The organism is Frankia alni ACN14a (assembly GCF_000058485.1).
Taxonomy (GTDB): Bacteria; Actinomycetota; Actinomycetes; order Frankiales; family Frankiaceae; genus Frankia; species Frankia alni.
On the sequence record NC_008278.1, the window covers coordinates 2,630,372 to 2,645,892 of the forward strand.

Annotated in this window: 13 protein-coding genes; 3 read left to right on the plus strand and 10 right to left on the minus strand. The window is 72.7% G+C overall.

Annotated elements, in window-relative coordinates:
- The first annotated feature begins 133 nt into the window (after positions 1-133).
- The 3 genes from FRAAL_RS10520 (at position 134) to FRAAL_RS10530 (ending at position 3,730) form a co-directional block, all read left to right on the plus strand.
- Entirely contained in the window at positions 134-907 is a 774-nt protein-coding gene (locus tag FRAAL_RS10520; protein ID WP_083866750.1) for a TNT domain-containing protein, read from the plus strand.
- Between the two features lie 225 nt (positions 908-1,132).
- Positions 1,133-2,578, plus strand: a complete 1,446-nt coding sequence (locus FRAAL_RS10525) for an MFS transporter (protein WP_041939120.1) — start codon at positions 1,133-1,135, stop codon at positions 2,576-2,578.
- Positions 2,579-2,602: 24 nt separating this feature from the next.
- A complete protein-coding gene (locus FRAAL_RS10530; RefSeq protein WP_011603568.1) occupies positions 2,603-3,730 on the plus strand; it encodes a M14 family metallopeptidase in 1,128 nt (375 codons plus the stop codon).
- Positions 3,731-4,415: 685 nt separating this feature from the next.
- On the opposite strand, the gene FRAAL_RS30325 is transcribed toward FRAAL_RS10530, so the two are convergent.
- From FRAAL_RS30325 to FRAAL_RS10580, 10 genes are all read right to left on the minus strand, one after another.
- Positions 4,416-5,681, minus strand: a complete 1,266-nt coding sequence (locus FRAAL_RS30325) for an amino acid kinase family protein (protein WP_083866752.1) — start codon at positions 5,679-5,681, stop codon at positions 4,416-4,418.
- Positions 5,681-6,727 (minus strand): aspartate-semialdehyde dehydrogenase, encoded by a 1,047-nt coding sequence (locus FRAAL_RS10540; RefSeq protein ID WP_011603572.1) that lies wholly within the window; start codon positions 6,725-6,727, stop codon positions 5,681-5,683. The genes FRAAL_RS30325 and FRAAL_RS10540 overlap by 1 nt, the downstream gene beginning before the upstream one ends.
- A gap of 64 nt (positions 6,728-6,791) precedes the next feature.
- Entirely contained in the window at positions 6,792-7,583 is a 792-nt protein-coding gene (locus FRAAL_RS10545) for an SDR family NAD(P)-dependent oxidoreductase (protein WP_011603573.1), read from the minus strand.
- 77 nt (positions 7,584-7,660) lie between these two features.
- Positions 7,661-8,551, minus strand: coding sequence for a hypothetical protein (locus FRAAL_RS10550; protein WP_011603574.1), 891 nt, complete (start codon positions 8,549-8,551; stop codon positions 7,661-7,663).
- Positions 8,552-8,583: 32 nt separating this feature from the next.
- A complete protein-coding gene (locus FRAAL_RS10555) occupies positions 8,584-9,375 on the minus strand; it encodes a hypothetical protein (RefSeq protein ID WP_011603575.1) in 792 nt (263 codons plus the stop codon).
- Positions 9,376-9,476: 101 nt separating this feature from the next.
- Complete coding sequence (locus FRAAL_RS10560) at positions 9,477-10,550, minus strand: hypothetical protein (RefSeq protein ID WP_011603576.1); 1,074 nt, start codon at positions 10,548-10,550, stop codon at positions 9,477-9,479.
- Positions 10,551-10,844: 294 nt separating this feature from the next.
- Positions 10,845-11,933 (minus strand): hypothetical protein, encoded by a 1,089-nt coding sequence (locus FRAAL_RS10565; RefSeq protein ID WP_041939121.1) that lies wholly within the window; start codon positions 11,931-11,933, stop codon positions 10,845-10,847.
- Positions 11,934-12,466: 533 nt separating this feature from the next.
- On the minus strand, positions 12,467-13,306 hold the full coding sequence (locus FRAAL_RS10570) for an ABC transporter ATP-binding protein (protein WP_041939122.1): 840 nt from the start codon (positions 13,304-13,306) through the stop codon (positions 12,467-12,469).
- Positions 13,297-14,502: a FecCD family ABC transporter permease gene (locus FRAAL_RS10575; protein WP_011603581.1), complete on the minus strand. Its 1,206-nt coding sequence runs from the start codon at positions 14,500-14,502 to the stop codon at positions 13,297-13,299. The genes FRAAL_RS10570 and FRAAL_RS10575 overlap by 10 nt, the downstream gene beginning before the upstream one ends.
- Positions 14,499-15,503, minus strand: a complete 1,005-nt coding sequence (locus FRAAL_RS10580; RefSeq protein ID WP_157892039.1) for an LLM class flavin-dependent oxidoreductase — start codon at positions 15,501-15,503, stop codon at positions 14,499-14,501. Before FRAAL_RS10580 ends, FRAAL_RS10575 begins: the two co-directional genes overlap by 4 nt.
- Positions 15,504-15,521: the final 18 nt, after the last annotated feature.

Here is a 15,521-nt window from a genome sequence, read left to right on the forward strand (position 1 = left end):
AGTCCCCGGATGATCCCGCTTCCCGTGGCTCGCCCGCCGCTTCGCCGCGAGGTGCTCGGTTTCGACACCCCCGACTGTTACCGTACGTCGCGATCAGATGCGGACCGTGACTGTCGGAAGGTGTGGCGGGCGGATGAGACGGTTCCTGAGCTCGATCGCCGCTGCGGTGATCCTGCTGGTCGGTGGGGCGTCGGCGGCGTCCGCGGCGTCCGCGGGGCCCGCGACCGCGGCGGTGCGGGCGTCGGTCGGGGCGGAGCGGGCGTCGACCGGGGCGCCGGGGGCGTCGACCGGGGCGGTGGGGGCGTCGACCGGGGCGGTGGCGGCTCCGAAGAAGGTCGTGGGGCCGGCGCCGCGCGGCCCGCTGGACACCTGCTCGGCGGAGCCGTTTCGCGGCGATCCCCGACTGGGACCGGCGGACCTGCCCCTGCTCGGTGAGGTCGGCCGCCAGCTACGGCCGTGGTGGCGCACCGGTCCCTACCAGCCCGCGCAGTTCCTCGACCTCTTCTGGGACCCGGCGAGCCGCAGCTGGCGCTACCCCCCGCAGGACGGGTTCGTGCTGCGGACGGACGCGACGCCGCAGAAGGCACCCACGGATCTACGGCCCGGGCAGGAGATAGACCGTTACGGCGCCGAGGGCGGCCGCTTCCTCGCCCCGGACGACACGCCCTACGCCCGTCGGGCGATCCCGCCGTCGAACCTGGTCGGCGTGCCCGCCGCCGCGTGCGATTACCACGAGTACCGGGTGCTGCGCCCGTTCACCGTCTGGGGCGGACCCATCGCGCCCTGGTTCGGCCAGCCAGGCGGAGGGGTCCAGTACCAGCTCGACGGGTCGCTCATCCCCGGCGCGCCCGCCCGGGTGGACGTCACCTGGCTGCTCGCCCACGGCTACCTCGCCCGCGTCCGCTGACCGCCGCGTCCGCGCATCGCTCCGTCCACCGCCCCGTCCGCGCACCGCCCCGCCCCGTCCACCGCCCCCCGCCCACCGCACCGCCCCGTCCGCGGACCGCACTGCACCGCCCGCCGGCTGCCGGTATCGGCGATGTTCCCTCTCCGAGCATTCGGTCTGCGTGCTACTTTTCTTCCGCACCTGCGGAACAATGTGCCTCCTCGGCTCCGCAGATTCTGGTTACTGGTGCGGCCGGAGGGTGGGCGGGTCATCGAACGCGGACTGGGCGACGGCGTCGCGAATGCCGGCGGGTCGCCGCGCCGGCGATCCGTCCACGGTGAGCGGGCCGTGCTCGTCCTGCTGGTGACCGTCGTGCTGCTGGCGTCCTCGGCCTACGGGGTGTTGCTGCTGCTCGGACCGTTCGTGAAGACGGTCGGCGGCAGCGAGGCGACCTACGGCGCGTTGACCGCCGCCGCGGCGGTGCCGACCGCGGTCGCGCTCGCCCTGCTGCTGCGATTCCCGCGCACCGTGCCGCCGAACCTGCTGCTGGCCGGCTCCTGCCTGGTGTACGCGGGCGCCGCGCTCCTGATGACCGGGGTGCATTCCCGCAACGCCGTGCTCGTGGTCGCGGCGATCGTGCTGGGCACGGCCTGGGCGGTCACCTACACGGCGGCGCCGATGATCGCCTCCGATCTTGCCACCGACCGCAACCGGGCCACGCTCATCGGCTACGCGACCGGGACCATCCAGGCCGGGTTCGGCATCGGCCCGGTCCTCGGCAATGCCCTGCGGGACGCGGGGCTGAGCTACCAACAGGTGTTCGCCGTCGGGGCCGCGCTCGCGGCCGCCGCCGCCGTGCTGGTCATCCCGCTCACCGTCGAGCTGCGGCGCCTGCCCGGCGGCGGCTCGCCCGGCCCGCAGCGGGATCCGGCCGACGCGGAGCCTCTGCTGGCATCCGAGCCGGGCAGCCCAGGTAACCCCCTGGGTAGCCCGGGCAGTCTGGACAACCCGGGTGGGCCTGTGCGCGTGGCGGAGACCGGCTGGCGGGGCGCGCTGCGATCGCCCAGCGTGGTGCCGCTCGCGATGGTGCTGCTGAGCGCGTGCGTGTTCACCACCATGAACAGCTTCCAGACCACCTTCGCGGACAGCCGGCATCTTGACTTCGACGTCTTCTACGTGACCTACACGGTGGCGGTCATCGCGGTGCGCCTGGGGCTCGCCCGCATCCTGCCCGACAGCGCCTCCGACCGGGTGGTCGCCGTGACGACGGTGGGGATGACCGCGGCGGCGGTGGCGTTCGTCTTCGTCGGGTCGAGTGCGGTGCTGTACTGCCTGGCGTCGCTGCTGCTCGGGTGCACCTACGGCCTGGGCCTGCCGGCCTTCCAGGCCCGTGCGGTCAACCTCGCCGGGCCCGCGGAACGCGTCCGGATGCTGCCGATGGCGGGCCTGCTGTTCGAGGTCGCGATCTGCGTCTTTCCGCTCGTCGCCGGCGCGGTCGTCCACACCTCCGGTTACCGGGGGCTGTTCGTGCTGCTCATCGTGATCACGAGCGTGGTGATGGCGCTCGGCCAGGTTCGCGGCCGGCCCCGGCCCGCATTCCGGCCGGCAGGCGGCGACGCACCCGGGGTCGGCGTACGCGGCGACGGCGCCGAGGCGGCCGCGGTGCCGGCCACGAGTCCGTCGGAACACTGAACCAACCACGGCGCAGGGGGACAGATGTACTTCTCCGCGAACTACGAACAGGCGCGGCAGCGCTTTCTCGCGGCCGCCCGTGATCGTGGCGCGCACCTCGAGTCGTTCCCGCTCGGGGAGCTGCGGGGCGCCCGGGGCGAGTCCCTGAGCACGGACGTGGCGCGCATCGGCGCCAGCCGCGGGCGGTCCGTGCTTGTCTTGGTCAGCGGCACCCACGGCGCGGAGGGATTCGCCGGGTCGGCCTGCCAGCTTCGGGCCCTGCACGAGGCCGCCTGGACAGGGTTGCCGGTCGTCCTGGTGCACGCGCTCAACCCCTTCGGCTTCTCCCACCGCCGCCGGGTGAACGAGGACAACATCGACGTCAACCGCAACTTCGTCGACCACGCCTCGCTGCCGCCGGAGCGCGGCTACGGCGAGCTGCACCCCACGCTGCTGCCCGCCGACTGGGAGGGGCCCGCGCACGCCGAGGCCGATGCCGCCCTGCTGGCGCACGCCGGCCGGCTGGGGGTGCGAGAGGTGCAGCAGATCGTCACGTCCGGTCAGTACACCCACCCGGACGGCCTGTTCTATGGCGGTTCGGCGCCCTGCTGGTCCCACCGGACCTGGCACACGATCATCAACGAGTACCTGACCGGCTACGAGCGGGTCGCCTACATCGACCTGCACACCGGACTCGGCGAGCGCGGCGCCGCCGAGCCCATCTTCCGCGGAGGGGTGGACCCGGGCGCCCCGCGGCGGGCCCGGGCCTGGTACGGCGACGCGTTGACGAACTCCGACGAGGGGACGTCGAGCTCGACGCCGATCGGCGGCAACTCCGCCCGCGCCCTGCTCCAGGATCTCGTCGACGCCGAGATCACGGCCATCACCTGCGAGTTCGGCACCCAGGACGGCCTGACCGTGCTGCGCGCCCTACAGGCCGACAACTGGCTCTGGCAGCAGCGCGGCCCGCTGTGGCAGGGCGGCCCGGAGCAGCAGGATGATCCGGAGCAGAGCGGCCCGGTGGACCCCGAGCAGGTCGCCCGGATCGGGCTGCTCATGCGCGAGGCGTTCGACCCGCCGGACGAGCAGTGGCGCACCGAGGTGCTCGACCGGGGGACGGCTGTGATCGGCCAGGCTGCTGCAGGGGTCCTCGCCGAGTCGATCGGGAGCTGACGGATCGCGCGGCCCGCGCTGCCAACGCCCGCCCCGCCCCCGCCGCCGCGGCTCCCGCCGCCGCGGCCCCCGCCGTCCTGCCCGCCAGCCTGGGTTCCGGCCACATTGCGGCCAGATCATGCCGAGGCTTCGGCACGGTTTTTGGCCCGAAAACCGTGCTTACCCCTCGGCTCGAATCCGTTCGCTTCTGATCGCGGGGAGTTACTGAGGGTCTGGTGACTGGTGGGCCGGCCCAACCCCGAGGAACGCCGCCACTCGAACGCGACAGCGGTGTCGGCCGGGAACTGCTGGAGTCTGATGAAGGTCGGAGACCGGCGGACCGGAATCGCCTCCGGCAGCTGGTGGCCGTCACGCGGCATCGATTGGCCGCCACGCGGCATCGATCTCGCGGTTCCGCGGAACCGCGCCGCCCGCTGTTCTACCGAACCGCGCCGCCCGCCGCGGAGATCGTGACTCGTCGGCAGGCGACACCGGCCGACCAGATCGTGTGTTCAACTGTGATCGGACGGCTTTTTTGCGTCACGTGATCCGGGTCGTCGAGGAGCGGAGGTGGGAAGACGTCGTGATCATGGGTCTTGGGTTCGTCGCGACGCCGGGCTCGCGTCCCACGGCACGGCGCGGCCACACGGCACCGTGATCACGCTGTGGCACAGGTGGATACGCGCTCCAACCTTCGAGTGGCGCTCTACGCCACGACCACGTCGTGCTGGGCGCGGGCCACGGTGGGCGCCTCGGCGGCGGGAACGAGTCGGTGTTGGAGCCGTCCGTCCGGGAACAGCGTCGTGACCAGGCGGAGGTCCGCCCGGTGGCGCAGGCCCCGGGGACGCAGATCACGCGCCGCGTCGGCCAGCACGAGATGGGCGACGGTGCCGCCGACCGGTTCGCCGACGGCCGCGGTCCCCGCGATGCCGGCGGTCGCCGCGGCGGCGGCGACTTCGGTGACCGCGACTTCGGTGACCGCGACGTCGGTGACCGCGACGTCGGGGACGGCGGCGACTTCGGGGACGGCGGCGACTTCGGTGACCGCGACTTCGGGGACGGCGGCGGCTTCCGGGATGGCGACGGCGTCCGAGCCGAGCTCGGCCAGCGTCGCCCGCACCAGGTCCGGATCGCCGGCCCAGACCGTGCCCGTGCCGTGCACCAGGACCGCGGCGGCGCTCGTCCGACCGGCTCGGACGACCGAGTACACCGCACCGTCCGGGAGCAGGGACCGGCAGCGGATCTCCACGCCGTGTCGCTGGGCCCAGGCGACCGCCGAGTGGTGCAGCACCTTCGCGCCGTGCCGCGACATCGTGATCATCGTGTCGTAGTCGACCGCGGCCAGGGTGCGCGCGTCCGGCACGAGCCGCGGGTCGGCGGTGCAGATCCCCGGCGAGTCGGAGAAGATCTCGCAGGCCCGCGCCCCGACGGCGATCGCGGCGGCGATCGCCGAGAGGTCCGAGCTGTTGCGGCCCAGCATGATCGGCCGGCCGTCGCCGTCCACGGCCTGCCCGCCGGGGACGACGAGCACCGTGCCGGCGGGCTCGACGAGGCTCGCCAGCACGCTGCCGTCGATGCGGCGAAGGTCGGCGCAGTGCGGTTCGCCGGCGCCGACGAAGCCGGTGTCGGCCGCGGTCAGCGCCACCGCCGCGAGCCCGGCGTCGCGCAGCGCCGCCGTCATGAGGGCGACGTTGACGGTCTCGCCGGTCATGAGTGCCGCGGCGAGCAGATCGCGGTCGGGAGCGGGGCTGACCGCCCGCAGGGCCGTCCCGAGCCGGTCGGTCTCGCCGGCCACCGCGCTGACGACGACGATGGCCCGCGCGCCGCCGGGCGAGGCGGACGACCCGCCGGCGCGCAGCCGGTCGGCGACGTGGCGGGCGATGCCCTGGTGGGCGCCGGGCGCCGCGAAGGCCGCCCCGCCGAACTTCAGAACGACGACGTCCCCGGCCACCGGCACATCTGCTGGCCCCATCAGAGCCAGGACTTCCCGGCGGCCAGGCTCACGATCTCCAGCGCGTTGAGCGCCGCACCGACGGTGAGGTTGTCGGCGACGACCCACAGCCACAGGGCGCAGGGGTCGTCCTCGTCGGCCCGTACCCGTCCGACGTGCACCAGCCGGCGTTCGGTGGGTGACGCGCAGACCGGTTGCGGCATCGGGTAGCCGTCCGCGGGGTCGTTGCCGTAGACCCGCAGGCCCGGGGTGTCCCGCAGCGCGGCGAGGGCGTCGTCGGGGCTGACGGGGGCGGTGAAGCTGACGTGCACCGCCTCCGAGTGGCCGTTGACGACGGCGACCCGAACGGCGGTGGCCGCGACCCGCAGCCCCGGCATGCCCAGGATCTTGCGGGGTTCCCGGCGCAGCTTGCGCTCCTCGTGGGAGTGCCCGTCGGCGTCGCGCAGGCCGATCTCGGGGATCAGGTTGAACGCCAGCGGCTGGCCGAACTTCCCGGGCCGGGCGGCCGCGGGGTCGGCGCCGTCGAGCAGCGCCCGGGTGGTGTCGGCGAGCTCCTCGAGTCCCCGCAGGCCGCCGCCGGAGGCGGACTGGTAGCTCGACACGATCACCCGGTCGATCTCGCCGATCGCGCGCAGGGGGTGCAGCGCCCGGACGAGCTGGATCGTGGAGCAGTTCGGGTTGGCCACGATGCCCCGGGCCGGACGCGCCTCCAGCATCTGCGGGTTGACCTGGGGGACGACGAGCGGGACGTCGTCGTCCATCCGGAAGGCGGAGCTGTTGTCCACGACGAGCGCGCCCGCCGCGGCGAAGACCGGCGCCAGCCGGGTGCTGATCGGCGCGCCGGCGCTGAAGATCGCGACGTCGACGCCCGCCGGATCGACGTCCTCCAGCGCGACGACCGGCTCGATCTTCAGGTCCAGCCCCTGCTCGGCGCCGAGATCGCGGCCCGCCGAGGCCGCGGACGCGACGGGGACGACCCGGCCCACGTCGGGCAGGATCCCCCCGTCGAGCAGGGCCAGGCACTCCCGGCCGACGACACCGGTCGCGCCGATGACGGCGATGTCCACTGCGCTTTCCCCCTTTACTGCGCGTGCTCTACTCGTCCTTGCGCTGGTCCGCCGCGCCGCGGGTTCAGGGGGAGCCGACGGCGCTCTCGTCCGCGAACTGCGCGTCGAGGTCCACCCAGCCGCCGTCGACGAACAGGACCTCGCCGTTGACGTAGGTGGCGGCGTCCGAGGCCAGGAAGACCGCGGGGCCGGCGATCTCGGCGGGCCGTGCCCAGCGGCCGACGGCGACCTTCTGCGCGTACGCGTCCGCCCAGGCGGCGCTGGAGCGGATCGGCACCGTCAGCGCGGTCTCGACCGGTCCGGGGGCGATCGCGTTGACCCGCACGCCGGCCGGCCCGAGCTCGGCGGCGAGCACGCGGACCATCTGCGCCAGGGCCGCCTTGGTGCCCGCGTAGATGACCTGGCCGGGTTCGACGGCCCGGCTGCTGATCGAGGAGATGACGATGATGCTGCCGCCGCCCTGCTTCGCCATGATCCGTCCGGCGCCGCGCAGGACGTGGAAGCTGCCCCGCAGGTTGACGTCGGTCACCGCGGTGTAGTCGTCGTCGGTGTAGTCGATCAGGGGCTTGCGGATGTTGATGCCGGGGGTGCCGACGGCGATGTCCAGGCGGCCCCGGTCCGCGACCACACGGGCGAACAGGTCGTCCACCTCGGCGGAGACACGCACGTCGACGGTGGACGCCTTCGCGGTGCCGCCGGCGGCGACGATGGCCGCCACCGTCTCCTCGACGCCGGTGGTGTCGACGTCGGCGCATTCGACGACGGCGCCCTGTTCGGCCAGGGCGATCGCGATGGCCTGGCCAATGCCCGACGCCGCGCCGACGACGGCCGCGACCCTGTCTGTCAGTTCCAGCATCTACAGCTCCCGAAGCCTTCGGTCTCGTGATGGGTCCGCCGCGGTCGGCGGGTAGGGGTTCGCGCGCAGGGGTCCCGTCAGGGGGGCGGCGCGGCCGGATCGGCCGGAGTGGCGACGCCCGGCGCCGAGCGCGTCGTGCGGCGGACGAAGTTGTCGACGATCGCGTCCACCGTCGCCGTCTCGCGGATGTGCACCACGCAGAGGATGCGGTCGCCGGGCACGGTGTGCCGCTCGAAATGCTCGTTGACGGCCTCGTCGTCGCAGCGCGGACGGCCGCGGTAGAGGTCGCGCGGGACACCGATCCCCGCGATGCGGCCGCTGGCGGGGTCGAACGGTGCGCCCGGGGCGAGCGTCGCCGAGATCTCGCCGGCCAGCCGGGTCACGTCGGGGTCCTGGTCGACCGGCCCGACCTCCGGGTACATCACGGCGCCGGGCAGCCGCCCGTAGGCCCGCATCGCGCAGTAGGCGACCGGGTTGTAGGTGCGCAGCGCGGACAGCAGCGGGAATCCACCCGCGGCGACGACGTCCTCGAGCAGCGCCAGCCAGCTCGTGCTGAACACCGGGCCGCGGCGCAGCCGGGCATCGACGAACTGCACGCCGATATGCAGGAATCGATCGCCGGCCGCGGTCGCGGTCCAGCTCGCGCCCAGGGCGGACACCGGCTGCCCGCTGACCCGGTCGACGCCGACGATGAGATGGTCGGCCTCGCGGAACAGGTTGGGGCGCGCGGCGAACAGCTCCGCCATCCGCAGATCGGGCAGGGCCGCCGCGAGCCCCGCCTGTAACCAGCGGTCCTCCGACGGGCGCAGCTCGCAGTCCCGGGAGAACCGGACGACCGCATGGCCGTCCGGCGCGCCCCCCGTGGCCGCCCCGGCCGTGGCCGCCCCGGCCGTGGCCGCCCCGGCCGTGGCCGACGCGGCCGCGGGAGATGCCGCCGCAGGCGATGCGGTCGACGGCGGTACGGACATGATTCCCCCGTTTCCGTACGGCGCCGTGATGCTCAGGCGAACCGGGCCGCGACGCTGCCCGCGGCCTCGAGCGCGCCGGTCGCGGGGGCCACCACCGCCTGGTACAGCTCGATGAAGTACGCCACCCACAGGTTCGCCACCGTCTTGACGTGCGCGATGACCTTGGCCTCGTCCTCGGGCGAGCCCACCAGCGAGGTCAGCACCCCCCAGACGAAGTCGGCGTGCTCGTCGGCGATGTCGGTGCCGACGTGGCGCCGCGCACCGGCGAGCTTCTCCCGGCCGAGCTGGTCCTCGAGGTTCTTCACCCACGACGGCTGGGTCTTCGTCGTCGTGTACTCGACGAAGTAGACGCTGCACAGCAGGGCCAGCGGGCTGCCCTCGAACTCCATGCCGTACTGCAGATAGCCGGTGAGCAGCTTGGTGGCCTGGAACGGCTCGGTGGCGTAGATCTCCGCCTTGGTCACGCCGACCTTGCCGAGGTCGCCGGCGAACCACTCGTCGTGGAGCATCTCGTCCTCGACGTAGTGCGCCCACGCCGCGCCGCGCACCGGGTCGCGCTTGGTGAAGTAGCCGATGGCGAGGGCGTCGATGGTGCGCTTGCGGCGCAGCCGGAGGATGGTCTCGATGTTGTGGCGCTTGTAGTACGCCATGTTGATCTCCTCGCCGCGGGCCTGGTGGTCCGCGTACGGGATCTCGGCGTAGAACTTCTCGATCATCGTGTCGAGCATGGTGTCGACCTGCGTGCGCAGGTCCGACAGGTCGGCCGTGCGGGCGGCGGCGGCCGCCCTCGGGTCCCCGTACCAGGTGCGCGGGTCGTCGGTCATCGCTGGGCTCCTTCCCGTTGGGCGGTGTGCGGCCGGTTCGCCGGGGCATCGGCATGTCCGCGGCGGGCGGCGTCGTGGTGGTGGGGGTGACCGTCGGCCGGTCAGCAGCCGCAGGTCGGGGTGCGTCGCCGGCGCATCCGCCGCGGGGCGGGGCCGGCGAGCCGGGTCCCGGCGGGGTCGGACAGGACCGTGTCGGCGCAGGTGAAGGTGAGCGCGTAGCGGGTTGTCGGGGTCAGCCCGAAGCCGAGGTGGACGATCCCGTCGGCCGCGCCGTACATCTCGTTCATCCCGCAGTTGCCCGGCTGCTGCTCGAACACCGGGTTGAGCCCGATGCCGAACTCCCACACGACCCGGTAGGCCTCGTCGGCGGCGAACAGCTCCGCCAGAGCGTCGACCGCGCGCTTGCCCGCGGCGTTTACCGCGTGGCAGTCGGTGACCATGCCGTCGGCGAGGTGGAGCACCACCGTGGCCGTGCGCAGGACGTCGAGGTCGTCGAAGAGCCGAGCCTGTTCGGCGAGCACCGCGGGGTCGTCACCGCGGTGCACGATGGGGGCGCCGCGCAGGGCGATCTGCCCGTCCAGTCCCAGCCGGCGGCTCGTGTCGAACCGGTAGAGATCCGTGGGGACGGCGCTGGCCTCGCCGGCCGGCGCGATCTGCTGCTCGCCCGCCGCCAGCGCGCCGGCCTGCTGGTTCCACTCGTAGTCGCCGGAGATGACGAACCGGGCCGAGGCGTGCCCGGCGAGGTCCGCCAGGGTGACGTGGTCGGCCTCGCCGAGCGCCTCGAACAGCGTGTCGGCGCGGGTCTCCAGATCGGCCGGGTCGGTCTGCTCGACCACCGACAGGAAGTAGGCGACCTGGGCGTCGGTGACGGGCGTCGAGCCGCACGGCATCACCGCGATCCGCCGCTGCGCCCCGACCAGCGCGGGCTCGGGGGAGACGAGGAAGCGGTCCGGGCACACGACGAACACGTCGGCGTCGGCGGGAATGCGCTGGTCGCCCAGGGCGTCCTGGAGGCTCTCGTCGGCCTCGAGGGTGCGGTGCACGACGCTGCCGTAGCGGCTGCTGGGCGCGAGGGTGAAGTCCGTGGCCCGGTCGGCCTGGGTCAGCAGGCAGAACGTCGAGTGCGGGCCGGTGAACTCCCGATGCAGGTCGGGACGCACGAGGAACTGTGCCATGGGGACCACCAGGGGGCGCGGCGCGAGAGGACTGGTTTGGCGGGATAACGAGGGAACCGACCGGTGCTGGTGCTGGTGGGGACGTCGGCCGGCAGGCGGCCTGGTCGGGGTGGGTCGGCCCGGTCCAGCCGACCCACCCCTTCTCCACGGCATTAGCCGAGGAGGGTGCCCAGGTAGCGGTCGTTCTTCTTCACCTGGATCTTCTTCTGCGCGACCTTCTCCACAGTGATCACCTCCTTCCGTCAATCCGTTGGAATGCGGTGGGCAGACGAGAACGTTCCTCGTCCGGACCGATCAGTTGGCCAGGCCGACCGGACTCTTGAGGGGCATCGCGGACGGAATCCGCGTGCCGAGCAGGACATCACCCTGGTCGTTCGTGACAAACGTTCCGGGAGAGATGATGTCGAGGTGGTACTGCGTGAACGGCGTGAGCCCGATTCCCCAGTGCAGACAGCCCTGGGTGGACCCGTAGACCTCGTTCATCGCGTGATTACCGGGAAGCAGATCGAGGGTGGTGTTCAGCGCGTGGCCGATCTCCCAGACTATGCGGTACCGGGAATCTACCTGGAAGAGCGCCTCGAACATCTCCACAATAGCATGGCCGGGGGGCTCGGGGGAAGTCATTTCGGTGATGAGACCGTTTTCGACCCGGCACACGACCGCGTACTCGTGCAGCGGCCAGAGTTCGCTGTGGATGCGCTCCTGGTCGCGCCGGGAGAATGACGGCGTGCCGGAATGCAGAATCGGGTAGCCCTGGATCACGATCTCGCCGTCCAGGGGCAGCCGGAGATAGTCCTCGAACTCCCGGATCTCGATGGGGAGCACACTGATCTCGCCTGCGGGCACGATCTGCTGCTCGCCCCAGCCGACGAGACCGGCCTGTTGGTTCCAGACCAGCTCGCGGTCGAACAGGCGCAGGGTCGCGACCGTGCCGTGGCGCGCGTCGTGGTACTCCAGCGTCTCGCCCCGCTCGGCCAGCTCGAAGAACCGGTCGGAGAAGTCCTCCTGGGCCTGTGGGTCAGTGGCCTCGACGCAGCGCAGGAAGTGCCGCAGCGTCGCCCGGTCGGTCGGGGTCGAGTTGCAGGCCATCCCGAGCAGCTTGCGGCGGGGGCCGAGGACGTCCACCGGCGGCGACTGGAAGAAGCAGTCGGGCGACATGACCAGCACGTGGGCCTGCTCCGGGACTTCCTCCCGCATGAGCCGGGCGAACTCGTCCTCACCTCCGCGGAACTCCAGGATTCGGTAGTCCAGGTACGGAGCAGTCCGGACGAGCCGGATGTCGTCCAGCAGGGAGGCGTTCGTGACGAGACAGAACACGGTGTCGGTCGGATCCCCGAACTGCCGTATCCTGGCGGGATCGACGACGAGCTCGGACTCGGGCATCTTGTGCTCCTCCTGACGCGCACGGGCCTGGGCGTTGGATGCCGCGGGGGCCGGTGGAATGTCGGGCGAGGCCGGGCCGGTTCGAGCGCCGGAGGATGGTCCCGAAATAGTCCCGGAGGGCCTCGTGAAGACGGTGCGCTGGTACGTGGAGTTCCGTGCCAGACGAGATTTCACGGTGACGATGAATGATGTGGGGGGCGGCGCCCGACACAACCCGTTGACCGGACGGATTGCCGCGCCTGCCGCTATGGTCCGTGGACCGGAACGGACCGGCAGAGTGAAACTATAACGTGCCGCCAGGTGCCCGGGAAGCTCTTTCGAAGAAATTCCCGGGACGGGGCGGGATTACTCCGGTCACACGATTGTCCTTGGGCGGATTGCGGGGCACCGGCGGCGGGGGCAGGGCCGCGTGATCCGTGTCCGGGGAGGGCGGGCACGGCGTGCGGGCTCAACGGGTCGGGATCCGGATGGGCTGGGTGGGTGGGCTCAGCGGATGGACTCGGCGGATGGACTCGGCGGGTGGGGATGCGTGCTCAGTGGCTGAGGAGAGGGGCGGAGTGGGGCGCGGGGATGGGGACGCAGGTCCGTACCTCGCGGCGGTCGTGGCCGGGGGGCAGGGTCACGCCGGTGACGTGGACGGGCACGCCGTAGAGGTCGCTGAGGCGCTCGCCGGTCACGACGTCGTCGGGATGCCCGTCGGCGATGACCAGGCCGTCGCGCATGAGCACCGCCCGGTTGGAGTACGTCAGGGCGTGCGAGGGCTGGTGGGTGGTCATGATCACGGCATGCCCCTCCCGGGCCAGCTCGGCGACGACATGCAGGGTGCGCACCTCGTTGCCGTAGTCCAGCGCGGCGGTCGGCTCGTCGAGGATGAGGATCGCCGCCTCCTGGACGAGTGCGCGGGCGAGCAGGACGAGCTGGCGCTCGCCGCCGGACAGCGCGGCGAACGAGCGGTCGGCCAGGCGCGCGATCCCGAGTCGGTCGAGCTGCGCCAGGGCACCGCGGCGGTCGGCGGCACCCGGCGCCTCCAGCAGGCCGAGGTGGGGCGTGCGCCCCATGACGGCGATGTCGAGCGCGGTGAACGGGAACGGCGAGGAGGTGCTCTGCGGAACGTAGGCCACCCGCCGGGCGAGCTCCCGCGGCGCCAGGGTGTCGATGTCCCGGCCGGTGATGCGCACCGAGCCGCTCTCGGGGCGCAGCAGGCCGAGAAGGCAGCGCAGCAGCGTGGTCTTGCCGGCACCGTTGGGGCCGAGCAGGCAGCAGACCTCGGTCGACCGCACACTCAGGGAGACGTCGGTGATGCGGTGGCCGCCGCGGCCGTAGCCGAAGGACAGCCCCGTGACCTCGACGTCTGCCGGGTCGCTCACAGCCATTGACGACCCGCCTTGGCGAGCAGGGCCACGAAGAACGGGGCGCCGATGAGCGCGGTGAGGATGCCCAGGGGAAGGTCGAGCGAGGAGGCGGTGCGGGCGACGTCGTCGACGGCGAGCAGGTAGCCGGCGCCGATGAGGGCGGTCACCGGCAGCAGCCGGTTGAACGACGGTCCGACGGTGAACCGCGCCAGGTGCGGGACGACGAGCCCGACCCAGCCGATGATGCCGGCGACGCTGACCGCGGTCGCCGTCATCAGCGTCGACGCGCCGATGGTCAGGGCCCAGATCCGCGTGCGGTTGACCCCCAGCGAGCGGGCCTCGTCGTCGCCGGTCGCAAGGACGGTGAGCTGCCAGCGCACCGCGTACAGCAGGGTGAGGCACACCGCGACGATGATCGCGGGCACGATGAGGCCGTGCATGCTGGCCCGGGCCAGGCTGCCGAACAGCCAGAAGGTGATCTCCGGCAGGGTCGTCTCCGGGTTGGCGAAGTACTGCACGCTGGAGATGAGCGCGTTGAACATGGCGCCGATGATGATGCCCCCGAGGACCAGGATGATCAGTGATCCCTTCCCGACCACCCGGGCGATGGTCAGCGACAGCACCGCGGCGAGCAACCCGCAGCCGAACGAGATGACCTGCAGCAGCGTCGTGTCCAGGCCGACGAGGATCGACACGGAGGCGCCGAAGCCGGCCCCCGCCGCCACCCCGAGGATCTCGGGGGAGACCAGCGGGTTGCGGAACATCGTCTGGTAGGCGGCACCGGAGGAGGCCAGCGCCGCCCCGACGAGCAGCGCGGCGAGGATCCGGGGCATCCGGATGTCCATCACCACGGCCCGGTCCTGGCCGGCGACGGGGTTGCCGAGGCCGAACAGTTCGTGGGCGAGAACGCGCACGACGGTCGCCGGGCTCAGTGAGTACCGGCCCAACCCGAAGGAGATGATGATCAGGACGAGCAGGCCCACGGCGAGCAGGACGACCCGCAGGTGGTCGCCGAGCGTCGCGCGGACCCGAGCGGTCGCGGCCGCCCGGACACCGGGCCCGCCGCGGCCACGACCGGCCGGGCTGGCACCGCCGCCGGTGCTCGCGCCGCCACCGTCCTGCTCGCTGGTCACGACCGGGTCCGTGCCGACCGGGTCCGTGCCGACCGGGTCCGTGCCGACCGGGTCCGTGCCGACCGGGACTGCGGGACGGGTCACGAGGTGACCCTCCGGACTGCGGGCTGCGCCAGCATCGGGGCCACCTTCGCGGCGAACATCCGCACGGTGCTCTGCTGCAGAGCCAGCGACGCGGTGCCGCTGAACGACGGGCGCAGGTTCACGTGCTGCACGCCGAGCTCGTCGCGAAGCTCGGCGAACCGGCGGGCGACCGTCGCGGGCCCGCCGATGACGGCCGTCTCGTCGTGGAAGCGGAACGGGTCGAGGTCGGACGTCCCGACCGACTGGTGGCCGTGCTCGTCGCTGCCGAGCGCGGCCAGCCGCCGGGTCAACCGGACGACGATCGGGGTGGCGCGTTCCCGGGCGGCGGCATCCGACTCGGCGACGAGGCAGAACCGTTCCACCCGGACGTCGCCGGCCTTCCCGCCGTGCGAGGTGTAGAGCTCCAGGCAGGCGGTGAGGGAGGCGACGGTCTGCGTGGCGGACAGCAGCAGCCCGTAGCCGCGGCTGGCCGCCCAGACGATGGACTCGTCGGTGTGGGCGGCCACCTCGATCGGCGGGTGGGGATGCTGGGCGGGGGTCGGCTCCACCCGGAACTGCGCGCCGTCGGCCGCGCGGGTGCGGCCCCGCCAGTAGCCGACGAGTGTGTCGAGGGCGTCGGGCAGGTCGACCTGGGGCGGGCCGGCGCCCTGGTAGGCCCTGGTGTAGGGGGCGATCGGCCAGCCGACCCCGAGGGTGACCCGCCCGCCGGAGAGCCGGTCGAGCGTCGCGAGGTCGGCGGCCAGCCGGATCGGGTCGTGCAGGGTGAGGTGCAGGGCGGTGAAACCGATCCGGATCCGGCTGGTCGACGCGGCGACGGCGGCGGCCAACGGGATCGGCGAGGAGCGGGCTCTCATCGTCCGGGAACCGACGGAACTGAGGTGGCCGTCGGTGAACCACAGGCTTTCGTAGCCGAGAGTCTCGGCGACGCGGGCCAGTTCCACCGTGGAGGTGGCACCAGCCCCGTCCAGATCGCCGCGCCCTCCGGGCAGGCCGAATCGCATGGAGATGGTCATCACTGC

Bases quoted from the DNA above. Each gene is read 5' to 3' on its own strand.
- FRAAL_RS10520 (WP_083866750.1), top strand. From the start codon at position 134: ATGAGACGGTTCCTGAGCTCGATCGCCGCTGCGGTGATCCTGCTGGTC.
- FRAAL_RS10530 (WP_011603568.1), top strand. From the start codon at position 2,603: ATGTACTTCTCCGCGAACTACGAACAGGCGCGGCAGCGCTTTCTCGCG.
- FRAAL_RS30325 (WP_083866752.1), bottom strand. From the start codon at position 5,681: ATGGGGCCAGCAGATGTGCCGGTGGCCGGGGACGTCGTCGTTCTGAAG.
- FRAAL_RS10545 (WP_011603573.1), bottom strand. From the start codon at position 7,583: ATGCTGGAACTGACAGACAGGGTCGCGGCCGTCGTCGGCGCGGCGTCG.
- FRAAL_RS10550 (WP_011603574.1), bottom strand. From the start codon at position 8,551: ATGTCCGTACCGCCGTCGACCGCATCGCCTGCGGCGGCATCTCCCGCG.
- FRAAL_RS10555 (WP_011603575.1), bottom strand. From the start codon at position 9,375: ATGACCGACGACCCGCGCACCTGGTACGGGGACCCGAGGGCGGCCGCC.
- FRAAL_RS10560 (WP_011603576.1), bottom strand. From the start codon at position 10,550: ATGGCACAGTTCCTCGTGCGTCCCGACCTGCATCGGGAGTTCACCGGC.
- FRAAL_RS10565 (WP_041939121.1), bottom strand. From the start codon at position 11,933: ATGCCCGAGTCCGAGCTCGTCGTCGATCCCGCCAGGATACGGCAGTTC.
- FRAAL_RS10570 (WP_041939122.1), bottom strand. From the start codon at position 13,306: ATGGCTGTGAGCGACCCGGCAGACGTCGAGGTCACGGGGCTGTCCTTC.
- FRAAL_RS10580 (WP_157892039.1), bottom strand. From the start codon at position 15,503: ATGCGATTCGGCCTGCCCGGAGGGCGCGGCGATCTGGACGGGGCTGGT.